General features: G+C 45.2%; 22 protein-coding genes and 5 tRNA genes. 16 read left to right on the forward strand and 11 right to left on the reverse strand.

The annotated features are described in order from the left end of the window. Positions 1-130: 130 nt before the first annotated feature. On the reverse strand, positions 131-1,036 hold the full coding sequence (locus ACIGBN_RS13160) for a hypothetical protein (RefSeq protein WP_133004094.1): 906 nt from the start codon (positions 1,034-1,036) through the stop codon (positions 131-133). A 49-nt stretch (positions 1,037-1,085) separates the two neighbouring features. Beyond that, positions 1,086-1,271 carry a hypothetical protein gene (locus tag ACIGBN_RS13165; RefSeq protein WP_133004095.1) on the reverse strand — a complete coding sequence of 62 codons (186 nt, stop codon included), beginning with the start codon at positions 1,269-1,271 and terminating at the stop codon, positions 1,086-1,088. A gap of 91 nt (positions 1,272-1,362) precedes the next feature. Here ACIGBN_RS13165 and yaaA point away from each other — a divergent pair, with 91 nt between their 5' ends. Continuing rightward, positions 1,363-2,145, forward strand: coding sequence for a peroxide stress protein YaaA (gene yaaA, locus ACIGBN_RS13170; RefSeq protein ID WP_396665956.1), 783 nt, complete (start codon positions 1,363-1,365; stop codon positions 2,143-2,145). Positions 2,146-2,198: 53 nt separating this feature from the next. On the opposite strand, the gene prmC is transcribed toward yaaA, so the two are convergent. The 3 genes from prmC to hemA are packed head-to-tail and all read right to left on the reverse strand — an operon-like array spanning position 2,199 to position 5,444. Then, positions 2,199-3,044: a peptide chain release factor N(5)-glutamine methyltransferase gene (prmC, locus tag ACIGBN_RS13175; protein WP_396665958.1), complete on the reverse strand. Its 846-nt coding sequence runs from the start codon at positions 3,042-3,044 to the stop codon at positions 2,199-2,201. A gap of 40 nt (positions 3,045-3,084) precedes the next feature. Then, a complete protein-coding gene (prfA, locus tag ACIGBN_RS13180; RefSeq protein ID WP_133004098.1) occupies positions 3,085-4,173 on the reverse strand; it encodes a peptide chain release factor 1 in 1,089 nt (362 codons plus the stop codon). Positions 4,174-4,175: 2 nt separating this feature from the next. Continuing rightward, on the reverse strand, positions 4,176-5,444 hold the full coding sequence (gene hemA, locus ACIGBN_RS13185) for a glutamyl-tRNA reductase (RefSeq protein WP_133004099.1): 1,269 nt from the start codon (positions 5,442-5,444) through the stop codon (positions 4,176-4,178). Positions 5,445-5,668: 224 nt separating this feature from the next. On the opposite strand from hemA, the gene ACIGBN_RS13190 reads away from it, so the two are divergent. The 13 genes from ACIGBN_RS13190 to ACIGBN_RS13250 all read left to right on the forward strand — a co-directional run bounded on the left by ACIGBN_RS13190 (position 5,669) and on the right by ACIGBN_RS13250 (position 13,636). Further along, entirely contained in the window at positions 5,669-7,459 is a 1,791-nt protein-coding gene (locus ACIGBN_RS13190) for a tetratricopeptide repeat protein (protein WP_396665961.1), read from the forward strand. Next, positions 7,456-8,034: a lipoprotein insertase outer membrane protein LolB gene (gene lolB / locus ACIGBN_RS13195; protein WP_243712041.1), complete on the forward strand. Its 579-nt coding sequence runs from the start codon at positions 7,456-7,458 to the stop codon at positions 8,032-8,034. The genes ACIGBN_RS13190 and lolB overlap by 4 nt, the downstream gene beginning before the upstream one ends. A 5-nt stretch (positions 8,035-8,039) precedes the next feature. Next, positions 8,040-8,894, forward strand: a complete 855-nt coding sequence (gene ispE, locus ACIGBN_RS13200) for a 4-(cytidine 5'-diphospho)-2-C-methyl-D-erythritol kinase (RefSeq protein WP_396665963.1) — start codon at positions 8,040-8,042, stop codon at positions 8,892-8,894. A 69-nt stretch (positions 8,895-8,963) separates the two neighbouring features. Beyond that, positions 8,964-9,911 (forward strand): ribose-phosphate diphosphokinase, encoded by a 948-nt coding sequence (locus ACIGBN_RS13205; protein WP_133004102.1) that lies wholly within the window; start codon positions 8,964-8,966, stop codon positions 9,909-9,911. 67 nt (positions 9,912-9,978) lie between these two features. Next, positions 9,979-10,557, forward strand: a complete 579-nt coding sequence (locus ACIGBN_RS13210; RefSeq protein WP_133004103.1) for a 50S ribosomal protein L25/general stress protein Ctc — start codon at positions 9,979-9,981, stop codon at positions 10,555-10,557. A gap of 19 nt (positions 10,558-10,576) precedes the next feature. Next, positions 10,577-11,161, forward strand: coding sequence for an aminoacyl-tRNA hydrolase (gene pth, locus ACIGBN_RS13215; protein ID WP_133004104.1), 585 nt, complete (start codon positions 10,577-10,579; stop codon positions 11,159-11,161). Positions 11,162-11,187: 26 nt separating this feature from the next. After that, positions 11,188-12,279 carry a redox-regulated ATPase YchF gene (gene ychF, locus ACIGBN_RS13220; protein WP_396665966.1) on the forward strand — a complete coding sequence of 364 codons (1,092 nt, stop codon included), beginning with the start codon at positions 11,188-11,190 and terminating at the stop codon, positions 12,277-12,279. Between the two features lie 112 nt (positions 12,280-12,391). After that, positions 12,392-12,466: transfer RNA gene (locus ACIGBN_RS13225), tRNA-Gln, on the forward strand. Positions 12,467-12,475: 9 nt separating this feature from the next. Further along, a tRNA-Met gene (locus ACIGBN_RS13230) sits at positions 12,476-12,552 on the forward strand. 12 nt (positions 12,553-12,564) lie between these two features. Then, positions 12,565-12,639, forward strand: a tRNA-Gln gene (locus ACIGBN_RS13235). A 26-nt stretch (positions 12,640-12,665) separates the two neighbouring features. Then, positions 12,666-12,742 (forward strand) — tRNA-Met (locus ACIGBN_RS13240). Between the two features lie 19 nt (positions 12,743-12,761). Further along, positions 12,762-12,836: transfer RNA gene (locus ACIGBN_RS13245), tRNA-Gln, on the forward strand. Positions 12,837-12,958: 122 nt separating this feature from the next. Next, the gene (locus ACIGBN_RS13250) at positions 12,959-13,636 is read left to right on the forward strand and encodes a TIGR04219 family outer membrane beta-barrel protein (protein WP_396665968.1); all 678 of its coding nucleotides are present in this window, start codon (positions 12,959-12,961) and stop codon (positions 13,634-13,636) included. Positions 13,637-13,785: 149 nt separating this feature from the next. On the opposite strand, the gene clpB is transcribed toward ACIGBN_RS13250, so the two are convergent. The 3 genes from clpB to rluD all read right to left on the reverse strand — a co-directional run bounded on the left by clpB (position 13,786) and on the right by rluD (position 18,290). Then, the gene (gene clpB / locus ACIGBN_RS13255; protein ID WP_396665970.1) at positions 13,786-16,368 is read right to left on the reverse strand and encodes an ATP-dependent chaperone ClpB; all 2,583 of its coding nucleotides are present in this window, start codon (positions 16,366-16,368) and stop codon (positions 13,786-13,788) included. 113 nt (positions 16,369-16,481) lie between these two features. Continuing rightward, the gene (pgeF, locus tag ACIGBN_RS13260) at positions 16,482-17,249 is read right to left on the reverse strand and encodes a peptidoglycan editing factor PgeF (protein WP_396665972.1); all 768 of its coding nucleotides are present in this window, start codon (positions 17,247-17,249) and stop codon (positions 16,482-16,484) included. Between the two features lie 57 nt (positions 17,250-17,306). Then, entirely contained in the window at positions 17,307-18,290 is a 984-nt protein-coding gene (rluD, locus tag ACIGBN_RS13265; protein ID WP_396665974.1) for a 23S rRNA pseudouridine(1911/1915/1917) synthase RluD, read from the reverse strand. A gap of 158 nt (positions 18,291-18,448) precedes the next feature. Here rluD and ACIGBN_RS13270 point away from each other — a divergent pair, with 158 nt between their 5' ends. Further along, on the forward strand, positions 18,449-19,291 hold the full coding sequence (locus ACIGBN_RS13270; RefSeq protein ID WP_396665976.1) for an outer membrane protein assembly factor BamD: 843 nt from the start codon (positions 18,449-18,451) through the stop codon (positions 19,289-19,291). Between the two features lie 54 nt (positions 19,292-19,345). Here the strand turns inward: ACIGBN_RS13270 and ACIGBN_RS13275 are convergent, their stop codons facing one another. Both ACIGBN_RS13275 and ACIGBN_RS13280 read right to left on the reverse strand, forming a co-directional pair. Next, the gene (locus ACIGBN_RS13275; RefSeq protein ID WP_396665978.1) at positions 19,346-20,002 is read right to left on the reverse strand and encodes a glutathione S-transferase; all 657 of its coding nucleotides are present in this window, start codon (positions 20,000-20,002) and stop codon (positions 19,346-19,348) included. A gap of 127 nt (positions 20,003-20,129) precedes the next feature. Further along, positions 20,130-20,342 carry a cold-shock protein gene (locus ACIGBN_RS13280; protein ID WP_133004110.1) on the reverse strand — a complete coding sequence of 71 codons (213 nt, stop codon included), beginning with the start codon at positions 20,340-20,342 and terminating at the stop codon, positions 20,130-20,132. A 302-nt stretch (positions 20,343-20,644) separates the two neighbouring features. Here ACIGBN_RS13280 and ACIGBN_RS13285 point away from each other — a divergent pair, with 302 nt between their 5' ends. Further along, positions 20,645-21,109 (forward strand): DTW domain-containing protein, encoded by a 465-nt coding sequence (locus ACIGBN_RS13285; protein WP_396665980.1) that lies wholly within the window; start codon positions 20,645-20,647, stop codon positions 21,107-21,109. Here ACIGBN_RS13285 and ACIGBN_RS13290 read toward each other — a convergent pair. Further along, entirely contained in the window at positions 21,093-21,800 is a 708-nt protein-coding gene (locus tag ACIGBN_RS13290) for a fumarylacetoacetate hydrolase family protein (protein ID WP_396665982.1), read from the reverse strand. The genes ACIGBN_RS13285 and ACIGBN_RS13290 overlap by 17 nt on opposite strands. Positions 21,801-21,871 lie beyond the last annotated feature (71 nt).

Raw genomic sequence — 21,871 nt, forward strand, 5'->3', positions numbered from 1 at the left:
CACCACAAGTTCATGCAATTCTAGCGAGACAACTTGCAGCTCTCGGATGCTGTCACTGGACATGATTGCACCACTCACCAAAGCGCCATATTGGCGTGTGATGAATGCCAGCCAATCAAAAAAAGAAACACTATAGTTTTTTGTTTAACCAGCGGGTAATCACCGGTAAAAGGGAGGTTGGCAATTGCAACGCGCCTGCCAAGGGAAGGAATGCTGGCCCTAATAGCGCGCCAGCAATACTGTAAGTTAACAAGACATTTCGGTTGCCTGATGTTATCGCTGCTGTTAAGGCGATTTCTTTTCCTGATCGCCAATAGACCAGCAAAGACACACTAAAGAACAGGGCGCATAAGCCCATCGCGACCAGTAAATAGTTTAGCGCTGCCATTGGGTCCTGATCAAACAGCACTCTAAAGCTTCCGATCAAACCAAAAGGAAAAGCAAACACCAACAAAATCGTATAAGGAGAGATTTTCACCAACATTCGGTCAAGCGCTTCTCGTGGCGCAATCGCATGCACCAGAAACGAAAAGGCCATCGGACCAAAGACAAAAATAATTAATCGTAAAAAATACGCCACTAGATCAAGGTGAACACTATCGCCTTGGTAAATCAGCAAGGTCACAAAAATCACCAATGGCAGCAATAAGGTTGTTGCAATGGTCATCGCCATGGCTTCTACACTGTCAAACCCTAGCGCTCTTACAATCGCTGGCGTCGCAAACAGCGACCCCGTTGCAGCCACAGCCACCATGGCCAATTGCAATGAGGCATTTGCCGAGAACAACCAGCCGATAAGACCAATAAAAAGCATGTAAAAGATCGCATGTAAGCTGGAATACAACCAAATTTTTCTATTTCGGAGCCTAATGATTAACTCCGCTTGTTTAATACCAAGCAAGGTCAGCGTCATCAGGAAAAACAACACTAAGGGAAGAAAAGGAAACACACTAAGTGATAATGAAGGGAACACAAAACCTAAAATGGCCGCCAAAAACATACACAACAACGAGTGGCGAATAAGAAAAGCGAACATGTAAAAGACATCCTTGGCAGACAAGCGCTAAACAAAGCTTGTCACATGATTATTTTTTATTATGGGAGTAAATCTTATTTTCTTCGGGCAATTCTGCGATTTCAATCGGCCACTGTGCTCGGGCACGATCAAAAGCCTCCCTCAATTCAACAAGTTCACTGTTACAAACAGCTTCCTCTGAAGGGACGTTTATCACTCGCTTAATGTTCGGAAAAGGTATCAGATTATCATTCATAACCTATCTCTATTGCAGCATCCTCTAGATATCTATCGACACTCTATGGATAATCTTTAACAAACGCAACAATTGAGCCGATGGAAGCCTTATGAAATTCTTAATATCACCAGCAAAAACACTGGATACAACGTCCACGCCGAGCGTAAATGAATTTAGTCAACCGCGCTTCTTAGAACAGTCTCAACAACTGATTGACACGATAAAGCCGTACACACCTGCGCAAATTGCATCACTAATGAAACTCAGCGACAAGTTAGCCACACTCAATGTGGAGCGTTATCACGCCTGGGAAAAATCACACTCAACACACAATAGTCGCCCTGCGATCTACACCTTCATGGGCGATGTATATACGGGTCTCGACGCTTATTCTTTAAGCGCTGACAATATCGCCTATGCACAAGGGCATTTAAGAATTTTGAGTGGCTTATATGGCCTGCTAAAACCCCTAGATCTAATGCAAGCCTACCGCTTAGAAATGGGAACCAGACTGGAAAATGCAAACGGCAGCAACTTGTATCAGTTTTGGGGAGACACCATTGTGGATTCTCTAAACAGTGAATTAAGTGAAGGCGAACTGTTGGTTAACCTAGCGTCAAATGAATACTTTAAGGCCGTAAATACCAAGCGCCTCAAGAGCACATTGATTAGCCCAAATTTCCTAGATGAAAAAAACGGTCAATTCAAAGTGATTAGTTTTTATGCTAAAAAAGCGCGTGGCTTAATGTCTCGCTACCTGATTGAGAATCGCTGCGAAACCTTAGAAGAGCTAAAACGCTTTGATTTGGCGGGCTATCGCTATGATGCTGAGCGCTCAACCAAAAATGAACCTATTTTTGTTCGTCCCGAAAGCGCACAGCCGCAAAAATAACACCTTCAGGTTGCGTGATGCTCTTTGCATCACGCATTTTATTCCTCGCTAACTTACCCCTTTACAGGCTTACGACCTTGAGTAACACGGTCATTAACGCCCAAATCTTGGTGGGTTTTCACGTCCGTATAACCTTGTGCTAAAAACGCAGAACGCACCGCAGCACCTTGATCATAACCATGCTCAAAAACAAGGTAACCGGCTTCGCTTAAATAGCTCGGCGCACAAGCAATAATATGCAGAATATCCGCTAACCCTTGCTGCTCCGCAACCAAGGCACTCCTTGGCTCAAAGCGGACATCACCTTGTGCTAAATGCTCATCATCAGGGTCAATATAAGGCGGATTGGAGACGATCAAATTAAACTGATTAGAGGCGTCTAATTGATCAAACCAACTGCTCTGTATGAACTCAACATCCAGCTGATTTCGCTTTGCATTACGCCTAGCTAAAGTCACCGCCTCTTCATTAAAATCAATGCCTGTCACAGAGGATGAAGGACTTTCTGCCGCTAAAGCGAGCGCAATGGCGCCAGTGCCAGTCCCTAAGTCCAGCACACAATTGGCGGCCATTGGATCAATTAACGCCAAAGCCACCTCAACCAAACGCTCAGTGTCTGCACGGGGAATCAAGGTGCATTCCGCCACCTCCAGCTCCAGCGTCCAAAAAGCCTGATGGCGGATAATATAAGCGATCGGTTCACCTTGCTCACGCCTCTGGAGCAGCGCCTCAAACTCAGCAATCGATGAGTGCTCTAATATTTTATCCGGCCAGGTATAAAAATACGCCGTTGTTACTCCTAACACATGCGCCAACAAAAGCTGCGCATCCAACTGAGCCGTATCCGACACAAAAGTAAGGCGCTCGTAAGCGCCTTTTAGTAATTCGTCAATTCGCATATGCGATCATAACCCTATGATGTCAGCCATTTACACAAAATTAATTGTCTGAACTCAACGCTGCAAGTTGCTCTGCTTGGAACTCATTCACTAGAGGATTGATCAATACATCTAAATCCCCAGCAACAATTTCGTCCAGTTTGTATAAGGTCAAATTAATACGGTGGTCGGTTACACGGCCTTGCGGGTAATTATAAGTACGGATTCGCTCAGAACGATCACCACTACCCACCAATGATTTACGCGCTTCAGATTGCTCGCTAGCGGCTTTATCTTGCTCCGCTGCTAATAAGCGAGACGCAAGCAAAGACATCGCTTTCGCGCGGTTCTTATGCTGTGAACGCTCTTCCTGACACTCAACCACAACACCGGTTGGAATATGCGTCAAACGAATCGCAGAATCGGTTTTGTTTACGTGCTGACCACCCGCCCCAGAGGCACGGAAAGTATCGACTCGTAAATCGCTTTTGTTTATCGCAATATCCGCCACTTCGTCCATTTCTGGCATCACAGCGACAGTACAAGCCGAGGTATGAATACGGCCTTGAGATTCCGTTGCAGGAACACGTTGCACGCGGTGTGCACCCGATTCAAACTTAAGCTTAGAATAAGCACCTTCACCAACAATACGCGCAATGACTTCTTTGTAACCGCCATGTTCGCCATCGCTGGCACTGACAATTTCTACTTTCCAGCGTTGAGTTTCCGCGTAACGCGAATACATGCGGAACAAATCACCAGAGAAAATAGACGCTTCATCACCGCCGGTTCCGGCTCGAACTTCTAAGAACACGTTACGTGAATCGTTAGGGTCTTTAGGCAACAATAGCTTCTGCAAAACAAGCTGCAGCGCTTCTTGTTGCTGCTGACCTGCTTTCATTTCTTCCACACCCATCTCTTTAATATCCGGGTCGGAATCCGTCATCATCAACTCGGCTTCTTCGATATTTTCAACAACTTGCTGATATTCATTGAAGCACTTAACCACTGGCTCTAATTCTGCGTACTCTTTTGAGTAAGCACGAAATAAATCCTGATCCATGATGACCTCAGCTTCACTTAACTGTGCCGCTAATTCATCATAACGATCAGACAAACTCTCTAATTTAAACTTTATCGAATCTTTCATTTTTAATTATCTTTATCTTCATTAATGCCCAATACAGTTGCGGCAATGGTTAATCCGTGTTGATCCGCATCCGCACCCGCCTCTCTGAGATAACGAGTGGGAGCGTGGATCAATTTATTCATCAGCCCATGCGCGAGTTTATTGATCACTTGCTCAGGGGATTGGCCGGACTCTAAGCTTTTCATCGCTTTCGCCAACTCAATGTCTTTTATGTCTTCTGCAGAATGTCGGTAAGTGACTATTAGGTCAGACATTTTACGGGATTCTAGGGTGCGACGATAAGAGTCGACCCCTTCTTCAATAATTAACTCTGCGGCTTTGGCGGCATCTTGCCTTGCTCGCACATTTTCTTCAATCACTGAATGCAAATCGTCAACGGTATAAAGGTAAGCGTCTTTCACTTCCTCTACTTCTGGTTCAATATCCCTAGGCACCGCGATGTCGATTAGCAACATAGGATTATGGCGGCGCTTAGAGGTTGCACGCTCAACCATTCCTTTGCCTATGATAGGTAACTGGCTCGCTGTCGATGAAATAACAATGTCTGCCTGAGCAAGATAATCGCCGATATCACCCAGCATGATGGCTTCGGCGCCTAAATCATTGGCTAAGGTTTCTGCACGCATTAAGGTTCTGTTGGCCACTATGATTCGCTTAACACCTTGCTCTTTTAAATGACGAGCAACCAATTCTATGGTTTGCCCTGCGCCAATCAACAAGGCTGTATTTTGTCGAATATCGGCAAAAATGCGTTGCGCTAAGCTCACGGCGGCAAACGCAATCGAGACAGGGTTTTCACCAATCGCGGTGTCTGTGCGGACGCGCTTGGCGATCGAGAAGGTACGCTGAAACAAGGCGCGCAATTCAGGGCCTATGCACTCGCCTTCTTGAGAAACCGCATAAGCAGACTTAACCTGCCCTAAAATTTGCGGCTCACCTAAAATAAGAGAATCCAATCCTGACGCCACACGCATCACATGACGAACACTGTCATCATTAAAGTGCGTATAACAATATTGCTTAAGATCATCGAAATCCAATTGATGATAATGCCCTAACCAGCGGATAACGTCATCCACATCGCGACCATCTTCAATTGCGCAATATAACTCAGTCCGATTGCACGTAGAGACAATTACGGCTTCATTGGCTTTTTTCTCAGACACCAAAGAAGACAGAGCCTCCACCATTTTTTCTGGGGCAAAGGCTAAGCGCTCACGAATCGATACTGGGGCTGTTTTGTGGTTGACTCCCACGGTAATTAGCGACATTAAGAAACTCTTTTCAAGGATCGGTATCTCAAGACATGGGTAAGAGGAATAAGCATTCCAGTACAGCCCTTTACATAAAGAGGACACATTATACGAGGAATTAGCTTATTTTCGCACCCCATAGGATCAATAAAAGTAATAGGATTAGTTTATAGTTATGACTGACACAACCTATCTGCTAACGATATCATAAGGCTTATATGAATTTAGCATCGAGAAAGCACATGCCATCTTATTTGCACACCTTTGCCTATGCACACAAAAAATCGCCTACGATGAGATCGGCCGCCACACTTTTCCTTATTTTAAGCTCGGCTGCTTTATTTGGCTGCAGTTCAACACCTCAACCCGCAGACACCCCAACCCAACCACAAAAAACAGCACCAAACACAAGCGCAACAAAGAACCCAAACGATCAAATTGAGGCTCTCTTAGAAGCGGAGTTCACACTGCAAAGAGAGGGACCAAGCAAAGCGTTTCAGCCATTTTATCAGCTCGTTAAGAAAACACGTGATGAACATCTAGCTGAGCGACTTATGCAGATTTCAGCCGCCAGTCAGAGCAATATAAACATCGAAAAAAGCACTAACTTGCTTATTTCCATTGATCCTTTTAACGAACAAGCCTATGCACTGAAATTACAGATGCTGTTGCAATCTCATCGCCCTGACGAAGCGACCGCACTACTAAGCTCAATCATTGATAAGGGCGTTTCGGCTCATTTTTTACCTCTTTATATTGATAAAAACATTCGCAACACGGATTTGATCAATACCGTCACCCGCACTTTGGCGCAATTGCCAGACAGCTACCACAATAACCTTTCAGTTAAGGCAAGCGATGCACGGGTGCAATTCAGTGCTGGCGATTACAAAGCCACAATCCAGACCACCAAAGCACTATTAGCCAACAAAAAAACAACCGACACAGAGCCTTTATACCTCCTTCTTGCCTATAGCCAAGATCAATTAGGAAACCAAAAAAGCGCCATATCCACGCTGGAAAAAGGATTGTCTCACTTCCCTCGAAGCACTCGCCTACTCACACCATTATTGGAGTTTTTAGTACATTCTGGGGAAATTAAAAAGGCCGTAAAAAGTTACCAAAACACCGCTCTCACACACTCAGATCACACCCAAGCTGGCATTACCTTTAGCAACCTACTCATTGCCACTGGGCACCCAAAGACAGCCTTAACGACGTTGAGAGCATTACCGGAAAATAAATACGGCCTTGAGAACCAAGTCGGTTATTTAATCGCAACCGCCCTTTCTGATATGGGAGAAAAGCCCCAAGCCATTAAAGAAATGAAAACGGTGTCTGGCGTCCTCAACACTCACGCCACCAGCCAAATAGCCTTGTGGCTTTATGACGAGCATAGGGAAAACGAAATCAATAGCATGGTGCTCAATCGAACGCACAGAGAGCACATCCCTGAAGTCGTCACGAGCATTTGCCGCTTACACGAAGAGAAACAGCACAATGATTTATCATTAGCGCTGTTAAACGATGCGCTAACAGCGTATCCACACTCTGACGCCTTGCGTTATCGTAAAGCACTGCTTGAAGACAGCATGGGCAATTGGCAAAACACCATCACAGATTTAAAGCATTTATTAGACAAAAAGCCGCAAGACGCTCAATACCTTAACGCTTTAGGTTATACCCTATTAACGCGCACTAAAAACATCGATGAAGCGATGCACTATATCGAAGAAGCCTACCAACAAGACCCAGAAGATCCTGCTATTATTGACAGCTTAGGGTGGGGGTTATTTTTACAAGGCAAATTAACCAGCGCTTCTTTTTATCTAAAAAAAGCATGGAACACATTACAAGACGCTGAAATCGGAGCCCATTACGGCGAGGTTTTATGGCAACAAAAGGCCCATAACCAAGCCGCCTATATCTGGGAAAAAGCGCTTAAAGAAAGCCCTCAGAACAGTTTATTATTAGAAACCATAAAGAGACTTTCCCCCTCTCTTCTAGACAACACTATTAAGGACAATCAATGATGTTTTTTCGCGTTACCTTATTGGCATTGCTGACAACGCTATTGGCGGCTTGTACCAGTCAACCACAGGTACAAACACCGCCGCCTTCTAGCGTTAGCACCATCAAACAATGGGAAGCCGAAGGCCGTGTTGGGATTCGAACAGAACACGATGCCGTGTCTGGGAATTTTAACTGGCAGCACAGCCCTAACACATTTGATTTACGCATTTACGGTCCATTTGGGCAGGGCAGTACAGAATTAAGCAAAAGCAAAGACGGTAAAGTGGTATTGGCCTACGAAGACCAAAAAGCAGAAGGTTATGATGCCGAACAACTTCTTAAGCAACGCTTGGGGTGGCAATTTCCAGTCCGCCAAGTAACCTATTGGATCCGAGGATTACCCTACCCCAACACCCCAAGCACAGTAAAAAAATCACAAAACAGTGAATTGCCGGAAGAAATCACACAAGATGGCTGGACCATTTCTTATCAGAAATTTTCCAACATCCGCGGCTTGTCTTTGCCACAAAAAATGCAAGTTTCTCGCCCACCCTATCGTGTTAATTTAATAATCACCCAATGGACTATTCAGTAAATTCTATGAAACTCCCTTCACCGGCGAAATTGAACCTTTTTTTGCACATTACCGGTCAGCGTAGTGACGGCTACCATGACCTGCAAACGCTTTTTCAACTGACTGATTTTTGCGACACCTTAACCTTTGATATAAACGAACAAGATAGTGTGAGCATATCACCTGATATTCCTACTCTGCCGACATCTGACAATCTGATTTTTAAAGCGGCAGAACTGCTCAAACCTTATCGCAAACATGCTTATCATGGTGTCAATATTGTTCTAGAAAAACAATTACCTATGGGTGGAGGCATTGGCGGAGGAAGCTCCAACGCGGCCACGACTTTACTCGCCCTAAACACCTTATGGCAATGCGGCCTTTCTTTACAAACGCTAGCCAATTTAGGGCTTCAGTTAGGAGCCGATGTGCCTGTTTTTGTCATGGGTACATCGGCGTTTGCTCAAGGTGTGGGTGAGCAACTCCAACCCGTCGAGCTAGAGACCCCGTATTTTTTAATCATAAAACCCGATTGCCACGTCTCAACTGGTCAAATATTTACCGATAAACATTTGACAAGAGACACCCCTCCCATCAAAATATCGCACGCCTTAACGCTGGGCGGGCGTAATGATTGTTTAAACGTGGTAATAAAGCACAATCCTGAAGTAAATGACGCGTATTTGTGGCTTAAAAATCACGGTGACGCCAAACTGACCGGGACCGGTGCCTGCCTCTTTTTAACGTTTCATAATCGTCAAGACGCTGAGCGACTAAGAGCGTCTACACCTGAAAAATGGCAAGCTTGGGTTTGCCAAGGCTGTAACCTTTCCCCGACTCATACTGCATTAAATCAGTGGATCGAGAAAAACAAAGCGTAATTCGCATGTTATTAGCGCACTACGTCAGCCACCTATGTTCATAGTTATAAAATACAAAGGGTATACACAGTGTCCAAGTTGATGGTTTTTACCGGTAATGCAAACCCTGAACTCGCTCGCAGGGTGGTTCGCCGCTTAGGGCTACCTATTGGCAATGCAACCGTAGGTAAATTTAGCGACGGAGAAATTGCGGTCGAGATCAATGAAAATGTCCGCGGTAAAGACGTTTTTATTATCCAATCCACGTGCGCCCCTAGTAATGATAATTTAATGGAATTAATCGTGATGGCAGATGCGCTACGTCGAGCATCCGCTTCCCGAGTTACCGCGGTGATTCCATATTTCGGTTACGCTCGCCAAGACCGTCGAGTTCGTTCTGCTCGCGTACCGATTACCGCAAAAGTGGTTGCCGATATGATTTCTGCAGTTGGCATTAACCGAGTATTAACGGTTGACCTTCACGCGGATCAGATCCAAGGCTTTTTCGACATTCCAGTCGACAACGTCTATGCCACCCCACTACTACTGGATGATCTTCAGCGCCAAGGCCATGAAAACATTGCCGTGGTTTCTCCAGATGTTGGTGGTGTTGTCCGTGCTCGTGCTTTTGCGAAACTATTAGATGACGCCGATCTTGCGATCATCGACAAACGTCGTCCACGCGCTAATGAAGCGCAAATTATGCATTTGATTGGCGATGTTGCAGGCAAGACCTGCGTTCTTATCGATGATATGTGTGACACCGGAGGTACATTGTGTGCCGCGGCAAAAGCACTAAAAGAACACGGCGCGGCAAAAGTATTAGCTTATTGCACACACCCTGTTCTCTCTGGCAAAGCCATTGAAAACGTAAAAAATTCCGTGCTTGATGAGTTGGTCGTGACTGATACCATCCCATTGACACAAGAGGCGCAAAATTGCCCTCAAATACGCCAATTGTCGATGTCTGACATTATGGCGGAGGCTGTTCGTCGCGTTTGCAACGAAGAGTCTATCAGTGCCATGTTTGGGGCCTAAGCCAAACACTTTCGCTCGGAACGGGTCGCAGTTCTGGGCACCACTTATTATTAATTAGGAAAATACCATGACATTATCAATTAATGCCGTTGCACGTACTGAAGAAGGTAAAGGTGCGAGCCGCCGCCTTCGTAAAGAAGGCCTAGTGCCTGCTGTCATCTACGGTGGCGACGTTGAACCAAAATCCGTTACTCTAAAAGATAACGAAGTTCTTAAAGCTGTTTCTACACCTGGTTTCTTAACTAGTGTTGTTGAAGTATCTGTTGATGGCCAAGCTGAAAAAGTACTTGTTAAAGCACTTCAACGCCACCCAGCAACTGGTGCAGTAATGCACATGGACCTATTGCGCATCGCTGAAAACACTGTGATCACAACTCGTGTTCCTTTAAGTTTCATCAACGCTGCGAAAAGTGAAGGCGTTAAGAGCCAAGGCGGTCGTTTGACTGTTGAAGCGAAACTGGCTGAAGTTCGCTGTCTACCAGCTAACCTACCTGCTGAATTGATCGTTGATACTATCAATGGCCAACTTGGTCAGATCTTCCACCTATCTGATGCAACACTACCAGAAGGCGTTGAGTTGATTGCTTTGCTTAAAGGCGAAGATCACAACCAACCAATCGGTCGTATCGACAAATCTAAACGTTAAGATCATTGAAGGTAGCATTGTGGCAGGTTTCAAATTATTAGTCGGTCTGGGTAATCCAGGTAACGAATACGAGAACACTCGTCACAATGCAGGCGCCCAATGGGTTGAGGCATTGGCTCGTCAGAGCCAGTGCCTTTTGCGTTCTGAAAAGAAGTTCTCAGGCCAATTTGGCAAAGTTTCTATAGCTGGTGAAGAATGCTATTTGCTTATTCCCACCACCTATATGAATTTAAGTGGCAAAGCCGTTCAAGCGGTTTGTCAGTTTTACAAAATCCCTCCAGAAGAAGTTCTTGTCATCCATGACGAACTGGACATCCCTCCTGGTACTGTCAAACTTAAAAAAGGTGGCGGTCACGGTGGCCATAACGGTCTAAAAGACATCATAGCGAAGCTTGCAAACAACCGAGAGTTTGGTCGTTTGCGCATCGGTATCGGACACCCGGGACACGCCAGCCAAGTCGCAAATTATGTTCTTAAAAAAGCATCGCCAGATGACTACAGCAAAATAGAACAGACAATCGACGAATCATTACGCTACGTTGATGACATCGTACGCGGCAACCTAAACGCTGTTATGAACCAATTACACAGCTTCAAAGCATAATCATTTAATCATTCAGGAATCTCACTATGGGTTTTAATTGCGGCATCGTAGGCTTACCTAACGTTGGTAAATCCACTCTTTTTAACGCCCTTACCAAAGCTGGTATCGGCGCAGAAAACTTCCCTTTTTGCACCATCGAGCCCAATGCCGGCGTCGTTGCTATGCCCGACCCTCGCTTAGATGCGCTCGCAGCAATCGTGAAGCCTGAACGCACACTAGCAACCACGATGGAATTCGTTGATATTGCAGGTCTTGTAGAAGGCGCGTCAAAAGGCGAAGGACTGGGCAATAAATTCCTTGCTAACATTCGCGAAACAGATGCCATTGCTCATGTTGTTCGTTGCTTTGAAGACGAAAACGTCATCCATGTATCAAATAAAGTAGACCCTAAATCAGACATCGAAGTCATTAACCTAGAGCTTATCTTTGCTGATATAGAGTCCATCGAGAAACAATTATTCCGCACCGCGAAAAACGCCAAAAGCGGCAACAAAGACGCCATTGCCCACAAAGCCTTTCTTGAAAGCATTAAAGAGCACCTAGAAAACGGCTTGCCTGTGCGTGCTATGAAATTGTCTGACGATCAACAAAAAGAAGTCAGATCTTTTCACCTGTTGACAACCAAACCCACCATGTACATTGCGAACGTGGCAGAAGACGGTTTTGAAAATAACCCTCACCTAGATCAAGTGCGTGAAATCGCCGCGGCAGAAGGCGCCATGGTGGTGCCTATCTGTAATCAGCTTGAAGCAGAAATTTCTGAGCTAGACGCAGAAGAAATGCAAGAATTCCTTGATGAGATGGGCATGACAGAGCCAGGTCTTGATCGCGTCATTCGCGCAGGCTATGAGCTTCTCGGCCTTCAGACCTACTTTACAGCGGGCGTAAAAGAAGTGCGTGCATGGACAGTCAAACAAGGCGCAACCGGCCCACAGGCCGCTGGTGTGATCCACACGGACTTTGAAAAAGGCTTTATCCGCGCAGAAGTTGTTGCCTACGACGATTTTATTCAATACCAGGGTGAAAGTGGCGCAAAAGAAGCTGGGAAATGGCGTCTAGAAGGAAAAGACTACATTGTGAAAGACGGCGACGTCATGCATTTCCGTTTTAATGTTTGATTTTTTATAAAACATTAAAGAAAACACTTGACCCGTTAACGGGTTATATGAATAATATCGCGCCACAGAGACAGCAGATCGTTCTGCGATAACTGGCTCTGTGACAGTCTATTGGGGTATCGCCAAGCGGTAAGGCAACAGGTTTTGATCCTGTCATGCGTAGGTTCGAATCCTGCTACCCCAGCCAATAGACAACGGCTATGTAGCTCAGTTGGTTAGAGCACATCACTCATAATGATGGGGTCACTAGTTCGAATCTAGTCATAGCCACCAACAACTCGATAATGGGGTATCGCCAAGCGGTAAGGCAACAGGTTTTGATCCTGTCATGCGTAGGTTCGAATCCTGCTACCCCAGCCATCGTCACACGTTATAGATACAATTTAGGCTATGTAGCTCAGTTGGTTAGAGCACATCACTCATAATGATGGGGTCACTAGTTCGAATCTAGTCATAGCCACCACTCGAAAAAAATGATTCTTTGGGGTATCGCCAAGCGGTAAGGCAACAGGTTTTGATCCTGTCATGCGTAGGTTCGAATCCTGCTACCCCAGCCATCATTTTCCAGCAATATCTCACGCCACATTACATCCATTTTCCTCCTTATTTCTCTGGATTTTGTTACACGAAGACCTATAATGGAAGAAATTTGTCAATTTCTGATTTATGGATGTACGTTATGATGAAGCCAGCCCTACTTCTTACCACCGCCCTATTAGCAGGCACAGCACAAGCCGATATTTTAGGCCTGACTGCCGAGGTTGGTTCTTACTCACCCAGCGCCGATGATAGCTATATTTCAGACAGTGGCAGCAGCAAAAAATCAGCCGACCTAGACGGTAAGAGCGGCACCTATTTTGGTATTGCTTTTGAGCACCCATTACCACTGATTCCAAATGTTCGCTTTCAAACCCTTGATCTGAAGGCAAACGGCAGCTCTGATGGAAAATCAGCCAAACTTGACCTTTCCCACCAAGACTACACGCTTTACTACGAATTTCTTGATGGCTTACTTTGGATCGATCTAGACGCAGGTCTTACCGTACGAAAATTTGACGGCTCAGTATCCCTTGATGGTGATAAATCCAACCTATCTGACTTCTACCCATTAGGCTATGTCGCTGGCTACGTAACCGTACCAGGCACGCGCTTATCTTTTGGTGGCGAAGTTAAAGCAGGCGGCTTTGATGGCTCCAGCATCACGGACACCACGCTTAAAGTAAAATACCAAAGTCCTTTCTTGGTTGGTCTTGAAGGCGGTTACCGCAAAATCGACCTAGACCTAGACGACATTGATGGAAAAGACATCAAAAGTGATTTCTCTGGTGTGTTTGTCGGTGCCTTTATCGACTTCTAATTCGCCATTAAGAGAACAAGAAAACAAAAAAGCCAGTATGACACATCGTCATACTGGCTTTTTTCGTTCGCCCTTACAGTAAGCAATAAGCCCCTATAAAAAACTCACCGCTAGGGTGAGTTTTTTATACGCCACAACAAGCACTGAGATCACAGGGCTTTTTTAAACACTATTTGCTCATCCTCCACCTCAGCAAGAATATTGTCGCCCGACACAAAACCACCGGACAGCAGCTGATTGGCCAATGGGTTTTCAATCCATTGCTGTATAGCACGTTTCAATGGGCGCGCCCCATACACAGGATCATAACCCACCTCAGCCAATTGATCCGATGCGGCCTCACTCAAGCTCAATGTCATGCCAAGCTCAGCCAAACGATCATTCAAATGCGCAAGCTGGATCTTAGCAATGCCTTTTATTTGTGACTGCATTAATGGGTGGAAGACCACGGTTTCATCAATACGGTTAATAAACTCAGGTCTAAAGTGCATACCCACCACTTCCATCACCTTAGCTTTAATGTCTTCGTATTGATCGTTCGAACGGTACTCTTGTATCACGTCAGACCCTAGGTTTGAGGTCATCACTATCACAGTGTTTCTAAAATCGACTGTGCGCCCCTGTCCGTCGGTTAAACGACCATCATCAAGCACTTGCAGCAAAATATTAAACACATCAGGGTGAGCCTTCTCTATTTCATCCAACAACAACACAGAGTAAGGACGTCGTCTAACCGCTTCCGTTAAATAACCGCCTTCTTCATAGCCAACATAACCTGGAGGCGCACCAATCAAACGCGCAACAGAGTGCTTCTCCATAAACTCAGACATGTCGATTCTCACCATCGCCTGGTCGGTATCAAACAAGAACCTAGCCAATGACTTACACAACTCAGTCTTACCGACACCTGTAGGGCCTAAGAAGAGAAATGAGCCATTAGGGCGGTTAGGATCAGCCAACCCTGAACGAGAGCGTCTTACTGCATTAGAGACCGCCTGAACCGCTTCGTCTTGACCAATAACAGACTCATGCAAGGCGTCTTCCATGCGCAACAATCGATCGCGATCCCCTTCCAGCATTTTTTCCATTGGAATGCCGGTCCAGCGAGCCACCACAGTCGCTATTTCTTCTTCGGTCACACGATTCTTTAACAGCGTCATCTGCGTTTCTTCTTCCGCTTTACCCGCTTTTTCAATCTCAGCTTCCAACATAGGAATGACCCCATATTGCAACTCTGACATTTTGGCTAAATTACCATTACGACGCGCTTCTTCCATCTCTTGCTTAACCGATTCCAACTCTTCTTTTAACTTTTGAGCGCCTTGCAAAGCGGCTTTTTCCGCATTCCAAATTTCCTCGAAATCAGAATACTGCTTTTGCAAGTCGTCAATTTCGCTCTCTAGCTCACCCAAACGCACCTTGGATGCTCGATCTGTTTCTTTCTTAAGCGCTTCTTTTTCAATTTTGAGCTGAATTAGACGTCGCTCTAGACGGTCCATATTTTCAGGCTTAGAGTCCATCTCCATGCGAATACGACTGGCTGCCTCATCAATCAAATCAATCGCCTTATCCGGCAATTGACGATCGGTAATATAGCGCTGCGACAACTTAGCCGCGGCGATAATGGCCGAATCAGTAATATCTACCCCATGGTGGACCTCGTAGCGCTCTTTTAAACCACGTAATATGGCAATCGAATCCAACACACTAGGTTCTTCGACCAATACTTTCTGGAAGCGACGCTCTAATGCAGCGTCTTTCTCAATGTACTGACGATACTCATCTAATGTGGTTGCCCCGACACAATGAAGCTCACCACGTGCCAGCGCAGGTTTCAGCATGTTGCCCGCATCCATAGAGCCTTCAGACTTGCCCGCCCCTACCATGGTATGGATCTCATCAATAAACAGAATAATTTGCCCTTCTTGCTTAGACAATTCACTCAACACCGCCTTGAGGCGCTCTTCAAATTCACCACGATATTTAGCGCCAGCAATCAAGGAGCCCATATCAAGCGAAAGCACTCGCTTATTCTTAAGGCCCTCAGGCACTTCACCATTGATAATCCGTTGCGCTAAACCTTCTACAATGGCGGTTTTACCGACACCAGGCTCACCAATTAACACAGGGTTATTTTTACGACGACGTTGTAAAACTTGAATCGTACGGCGAATTTCATCGTCTCGACCAATCACAGGATCAAGCTTACCTTCGGCTGCCTTGGTCGTCAGATCAACCGTATATTTATCCAACGCTTGTCGATTTTCCTCGGCATTTGGATCATTAACCGACTCACCACCACGCACACTGTCAATCACAGAAGCGATGTCCGCCTTGGTAACACCCGTCGCCTTTAGCGTCTTGGCCACATCGTCTTTGCCATCAAACATGGCCATCAGAACCAGTTCAGATGAAATAAATTGATCTTTACGCTTTTGCGCTTCTTTATCTGCAAGGTTCATTAGGCGCCCTAATTCAGGCGACATTTGAACATTACCATCATGGTCATTAACCTTAGGCAAGCGATCTAAGAGCGCGTCTAGACTGTCACGGAATTTAGCAACCTGAACCCCAGCTTGCTGTAGAATAGGACGAGTACTGCCACCTTGCTGATCCAGCAAAGCCATGAGTAAATGAAGGGACTCGATATAAGAATGATCCTGACCCAGCGCGATTGACTGCGCATCAGACAGAGCCATCTGAAGCTTACTTGTTAAACGCTCGATTCGCATTTTGACCTCCTTGAAAAAGGGAAATATCTCTTGTTACTCATTTAATATGTCCACTTATCCCCTTTTCAATGGACGAGTGTCATTTTATTGACACCCATCAATAAAACCACAATCTACTCCCCTTCCTCCTCTTCAATTCTTTTCTCAAACCAAATAACAGAAGCCATTCTTCCCGTTTTTCCAGAGCGACGATAAGAGAAGAAATCGTCATCGTTTTGATAGGTACAAAAATCCCCACCATACACTTCCGTTACTCCGTGAGCCGCCAGTCTTTGCTTTGCCAGCAAATAAAGGTTTCCTAGCCACTTTCCATTTCCCTTCGACACAAAAGCCGCTTCTGCTTCAGCTTGCTGCTCAATGAATGCTTGTCTTACTTCGCCGCCCACTTCAAAAGCGGCCGGCCCAATAGCAGGTCCTAGCCAGACTAAAATCTCATCAGAATCATTAAAGTGCGTGAGCGTTTCCTCCAGCACACCAAAACACAAGCTACGCCAGCCCGCATGGGCAACCGCCACTTGAGAGCCTTGCTTATTACAGAAAAAAACCGGCAAGCAATCCGCTGTTAATACCGCACACACCTGGTTTTCCTGCTGCGTCACTGCGCCATCTGCTTCTATGAGCGGCTGAACACTCGGCAAGGCGAGCACATGAGTACCGTGCACTTGATTCAACCAAACCAAGTTATCAGGCATATCAACACGAGAAGAGAATAAGCGTCGATTCGCCAGCACATCAGCCTCACTATCGCCAACATGCGCACCTAAATTAAGCGACGCAAATTCCCCCTGGCTCACGCCACCCTGACGCGTTGAAGTGTATGCCTTCACATTGGCTGGCGCAGGCCAAGAAGCCACAATATGGGCTGGTGTCGATGTATCCACTAACTTAACCTCCAACAATCAACAGACAATAAAAAAGCAGCTTTCGCTGCTTCTTTATTAAAAATATTCGGAATCGTCACTGCCTGACTCTACCATATCCTTTTTCAAGGCATCCAGTAGTGACTGCATGTCTTTGGGAAGGTCTATTTCCCACTCCATCCAATCACCAGTAATAGGATGCGCTAGCTCTAATCGTTTCGCGTGCAATGCTTGACGACGAAAATGCCTCAACGAATCCTGCAACTCTGGCGAGCAAGCTTTTGGCATTTTAAGGCGCCCACCGTATTGCGGGTCCCCTACCAATGGGTATTGAATAAACGACATATGAACACGGATTTGATGCGTTCGCCCAGTCTCAAGCTTAAGACGTATATGCGTGTGGTTTTTATAACGCTTCACCAAACGATAATGCGTTACCGCATCCTTACCATTAACTGGCTCAACCGCCATTTTTTGACGATTATGAGGGTGACGACCAATTGGTTCATCCACGATACCACCGCCTGTCATCTCACCAATCGCAATCGCTTCGTACTCACGGCCCATGCTGCGCTCTTGCAACTGAGCCACTAAGTCTGTTTGCGCTGCCAACGTTTTTGCAACCACCATCAGGCCGGTTGTCTCTTTATCGAGACGGTGAACAATACCTGCTCTAGGGACATGAGCCGTTTCTGGTGCATGGTGCAAAATAGCATTCATCAAGGTGCCATCTCGGTTTCCCACTGCTGGGTGAACCACTAAGCCTGCTGGCTTATTCACAACAATAATATCGTCGTCTTCATAAACGATATCCAGCGGCATTTCTTGTGCCTCATGATCCGCCTGAGCTTCAAGAACCACGTTCAGAGTCACCACTTCGCCACCAAACAGCTTTTCTTTTGGCTTGGTGATTTTGCCATCAACGAGCAAGGTTCCTTCTTTGATCCATGTCTTGATTCTGGAACGGGAATAATCACTAAATAGCTCAGTAGCTACTTGGTCAAATCGGTTACCACCTAAATCAAAAGGGACCTGGGCTTCTTTTACTATGCGCTCTGCCATACAATGTACTTTAATCTGTTGTTTTCAGACCTGTGATTTTATCATAAGATCTGAATGTGAAAAAACGTGTAGCATCTTGCCTTTTACTTTGATTTCGCAATAGAACGCTACAAAATGCCGATAGAGGCTAATTTACCACTTCAAGGTTTTGATTATACATGGGATTTAATCACTCGCTGCTCCGATTCGCAGGAATCGCCAGTTTTTCTTTACTTCTCGCCGCATGTTCAAGTTCACAGGTTCAAGAACCTGACCTTCCAGAACATGCTTATTACGAAAAAGCGCAACAAGCGTTTGCAGAAGGTTTGCCGGCTACCGCCGCAAAAAACTTACAAGATTTGGACACGCGCTACCCATTCGGTGAATTTAGCACGCGCGCTGAGCTTGACCTAATTTATGCGCAATATGAATCGGGCGATTATATTTCTGCTCACGCCACTGCAGAGCGCTTTATCAAAAACCACCCTGATCACGATGCCATTGATTATGCATACTATATGCGAGCGCTATCGACCTACGTCGGCTCACAAAGCTTGATTCAACGCTATCTAGATATTGACCCAAGTAAAACAGACTCCAAAGAGCTGCAAAAAGCCTTTAGAGAAATGAGCGATTTCTTATACCGCTACCCAACCAGCGATTATGCACCAGATGCAAAAGCCAGAATGATTTTCTTGCGTAACACCATAGCACGTCATGAATTGCAGGTTGCTCGATACTACTTGAAACGTAAAGCCCCTCTTTCCGCTTTACGCCGCAGCCAAGCGGTAATCGAACACTACCCAAGCTCAACGTCTGTTGAAGAAGCGCTTGCCATTAGCATCCAGTCTTACAATGACCTGAAGCTAACTAACTTAGCACTGCTCAACCTATCAGTATTACAGAAGACCTACCCAGATTCGCCTCATATTAACGCTGAAGGCGACTTCATTCCGCTACCATTGCCAAGCGACGCCGATCCGAGTTTTTGGTACTGGGTTAGCTTTGGGTTAATCGACTAACTTAAAAAAACCAAACACCCACAGCGTGCAAATCCATGTTGTGGGTGCTTTAGATTAACGCGGAAAATACACAACCTCTTGCCCCTCCTCCCACGCTGGGTACTTTTTCATCACTTCAGAAAAAGATTCAGACATCAAGAAGCCTGATAACCACCCCTTAACTTTTTCGTACTTACTGGCGTTAAACCAGTCTGAATCCACTGCCGCAAATTGACGTATAAAAGGAAAAAGACAAATGTCCGCCAAAGACATCTGATCCCCCATTATAAAAGCCCGAGCACTAAGCCGCGCCTCTAAACGAGCTAAAAAAACCTCTCCTCGCATTCGATAATATTGCTCTGGAAAATCAGGATGGCGATCTGCGTATTTATAACGATCCAACCAATACTTAAAAAAACGGTCGTTGTAATTCAACCAAGATACTATCTTCTGCTGAGCTGTTTTTTGTAATGGCCACAGTGAAGCCGCTAAGGAATGATTTTCAGTTTGCGCCAGCGACCAAAATATAACATCCAGGCTTTGTGGTAAACGCTCTCCATTTTGAGTGAGCAACTGGGGCACAGTGGAAGAACCACCTAAAGACAACAGAGCGTTAGGTTTTGCTTTTAACACCACTTCTCTTAGCTGCACTCGCACACCGAGAATAGCCAAACAATATCTCGCCCTTATTGCATAAGGACAACGGCGAAAAGAATATAAAATAGGGAACAAAACTTACTCTCAAACCAATAAACAAGATTAAGGTTTGAATATACAGCAAAAGACAGGCATAAAAAAACCACGCAAGAGCATGGCTTTTAAAGGTCATAAAGACCCATTTTTCACTTAAGCAATTTGCTTAGATGACGGTAACATTTTCGGCTTGAGGGCCTTTTTGACCTTGAGTCACTTCAAAAGAGACTTTTTGACCTTCTGCTAGTGTTTTACGACCAGTACCGTTAATTGCACGAAAATGAACAAAAACATCTGGGCCACCTTCACGCTCAATGAAACCAAAACCTTTTTCATCATTAAACCATTTCACAATTCCGGATACTAATTGACCTGACATACAAACCTCATTTCTTTTTATACTGCTATTCATACAGCAATCGATTAAAACACTAAAAGATCAAATTCTTTTAGTCGTCCTCTGAAGTACTCAATATATTTCCATATATATGGTTTTAAAAACATACTGACCCTTCGATAATATGTCGTAGAAAAACAAATGTGAAGCCCATCAAGAGCATCTTTGTTAAAAAACGTAAATAATATAAAATAGACTGACCAGAAGCAGAAAAGATGCCCTATTTGGACTATCTTTTATAACCAAAAAACATGTCTCCAATATAGATCACACAAGAAGAACTGATGAAAATTTGGCTATTAACACACAATGAAGAATTAAAAAAAGAAAGTGGCACAGGAAAACTAGTAAAGGAAATATTAACCGATCAATGTCACATAATCATATGGGCGAGAAAAGAACCTAATCAAGATTTATTAGCACTCGACCCTCTAAATACCGCCATTGTGTATTTAAAAAGCCCTACCTCATTAACCCTAGAAAAAGAAGAAATTTGCCACCTGCAAAACATTATCATACTGGATGGAACCTGGCAGCAGGCCAGAAAAATGTACAACCAATCCCCTTACTTAGCGCGCTTTCCACACTATGAAATCCAAGGAGAAAGCTCTGCTTACACTAAACGCAGAAATCAAAAAGAAGCCGGGCTTTGCACTGCAGAAGTGGCCATTCACCTACTAAAAGAAGCGAACGACCTTCAAACTAAAAAGCTTCAAGCACGCTTTACAGACTTTAATCTGTCACCTTAACCGTGATATTCCCCAGCGCAGGAATACTCACTAGCATTTCATCGCCAACAACAACCGGCCCAACATTCTCCGGGGTACCCGTCATAATAAGATCCCCAGGGCGCAGCTCGAAAACCTCAGACAGCTTAACGATCACCTCTTCAATAGACCAAGTCAAATTTGCAATATTACTGCTTTGCTTCACCTCCCCATTGACCAAAAGGGAAATGTCGCTGGAAGCAATATTGTTAGCTAAATCAGTGGAGTAGAGCGTAATCGGGCCTATTGGCGCCGATTGATCGAAGGATTTCCCCACTTCCCAAGGGCGGCCTTTTTTCTTTGCCTGCCCCTGCAAGTCACGGCGAGTCATATCCAAACCAATGGCATAACCCAACACAGCGTCTTTCGCCTGAGCAAGAGACAAGTTCGTACCGCCTTTACCAATAGCCACCACTAACTCAGCCTCATATTCAAACTGAGAAGTGGCCATAGGGTAAGCAATGGCATTATTAGTATCATAGGAAACAGGCGTTACGCACGTCGCATCTTTGCAAAAGAAGAACGGCGGATCTCGATCAGGGTCATCGCCCATTTCTCGTGAATGGGCAGCGTAGTTACGCCCAACGCAATACACCCGACCAACAGGGAAAAACGCATCACTATCATTGATTGGCAAGGAGACAGATGGCTGCTTTTCGACAATATACTTCATTTCATTCCTCATACTGTTAACGAGTAAATACCTTTATGAGGATATGAATAGCAAGCAGATTAGTAAAGCAG

Origin of the sequence: Marinomonas sp. NPDC078689 (genome assembly GCF_044542435.1) — a bacterium.
GTDB lineage: Bacteria > Pseudomonadota > Gammaproteobacteria > Pseudomonadales > Marinomonadaceae > Marinomonas > Marinomonas arenicola.

Excerpts from the sequence above, each read along its gene's own strand:
- yaaA (WP_396665956.1), top strand. The coding sequence starts at position 1,363 with ATGAAATTCTTAATATCACCAGCAAAAACACTGGATACAACGTCCACG.
- ACIGBN_RS13270 (WP_396665976.1), top strand. The coding sequence starts at position 18,449 with ATGGGATTTAATCACTCGCTGCTCCGATTCGCAGGAATCGCCAGTTTT.
- ACIGBN_RS13210 (WP_133004103.1), top strand. The coding sequence starts at position 9,979 with ATGACATTATCAATTAATGCCGTTGCACGTACTGAAGAAGGTAAAGGT.
- ACIGBN_RS13160 (WP_133004094.1), bottom strand. The coding sequence starts at position 1,036 with ATGTTCGCTTTTCTTATTCGCCACTCGTTGTTGTGTATGTTTTTGGCG.
- ACIGBN_RS13285 (WP_396665980.1), top strand. The coding sequence starts at position 20,645 with ATGAAAATTTGGCTATTAACACACAATGAAGAATTAAAAAAAGAAAGT.
- prmC (WP_396665958.1), bottom strand. The coding sequence starts at position 3,044 with ATGCGAATTGACGAATTACTAAAAGGCGCTTACGAGCGCCTTACTTTT.
- ACIGBN_RS13190 (WP_396665961.1), top strand. The coding sequence starts at position 5,669 with ATGCCATCTTATTTGCACACCTTTGCCTATGCACACAAAAAATCGCCT.
- lolB (WP_243712041.1), top strand. The coding sequence starts at position 7,456 with ATGATGTTTTTTCGCGTTACCTTATTGGCATTGCTGACAACGCTATTG.
- rluD (WP_396665974.1), bottom strand. The coding sequence starts at position 18,290 with ATGGCAGAGCGCATAGTAAAAGAAGCCCAGGTCCCTTTTGATTTAGGT.
- ACIGBN_RS13250 (WP_396665968.1), top strand. The coding sequence starts at position 12,959 with ATGATGAAGCCAGCCCTACTTCTTACCACCGCCCTATTAGCAGGCACA.
- clpB (WP_396665970.1), bottom strand. The coding sequence starts at position 16,368 with ATGCGAATCGAGCGTTTAACAAGTAAGCTTCAGATGGCTCTGTCTGAT.
- ispE (WP_396665963.1), top strand. The coding sequence starts at position 8,040 with ATGAAACTCCCTTCACCGGCGAAATTGAACCTTTTTTTGCACATTACC.
- ACIGBN_RS13290 (WP_396665982.1), bottom strand. The coding sequence starts at position 21,800 with ATGAAGTATATTGTCGAAAAGCAGCCATCTGTCTCCTTGCCAATCAAT.
- ACIGBN_RS13280 (WP_133004110.1), bottom strand. The coding sequence starts at position 20,342 with ATGTCAGGTCAATTAGTATCCGGAATTGTGAAATGGTTTAATGATGAA.
- ychF (WP_396665966.1), top strand. The coding sequence starts at position 11,188 with ATGGGTTTTAATTGCGGCATCGTAGGCTTACCTAACGTTGGTAAATCC.
- prfA (WP_133004098.1), bottom strand. The coding sequence starts at position 4,173 with ATGAAAGATTCGATAAAGTTTAAATTAGAGAGTTTGTCTGATCGTTAT.
- ACIGBN_RS13165 (WP_133004095.1), bottom strand. The coding sequence starts at position 1,271 with ATGAATGATAATCTGATACCTTTTCCGAACATTAAGCGAGTGATAAAC.
- hemA (WP_133004099.1), bottom strand. The coding sequence starts at position 5,444 with ATGTCGCTAATTACCGTGGGAGTCAACCACAAAACAGCCCCAGTATCG.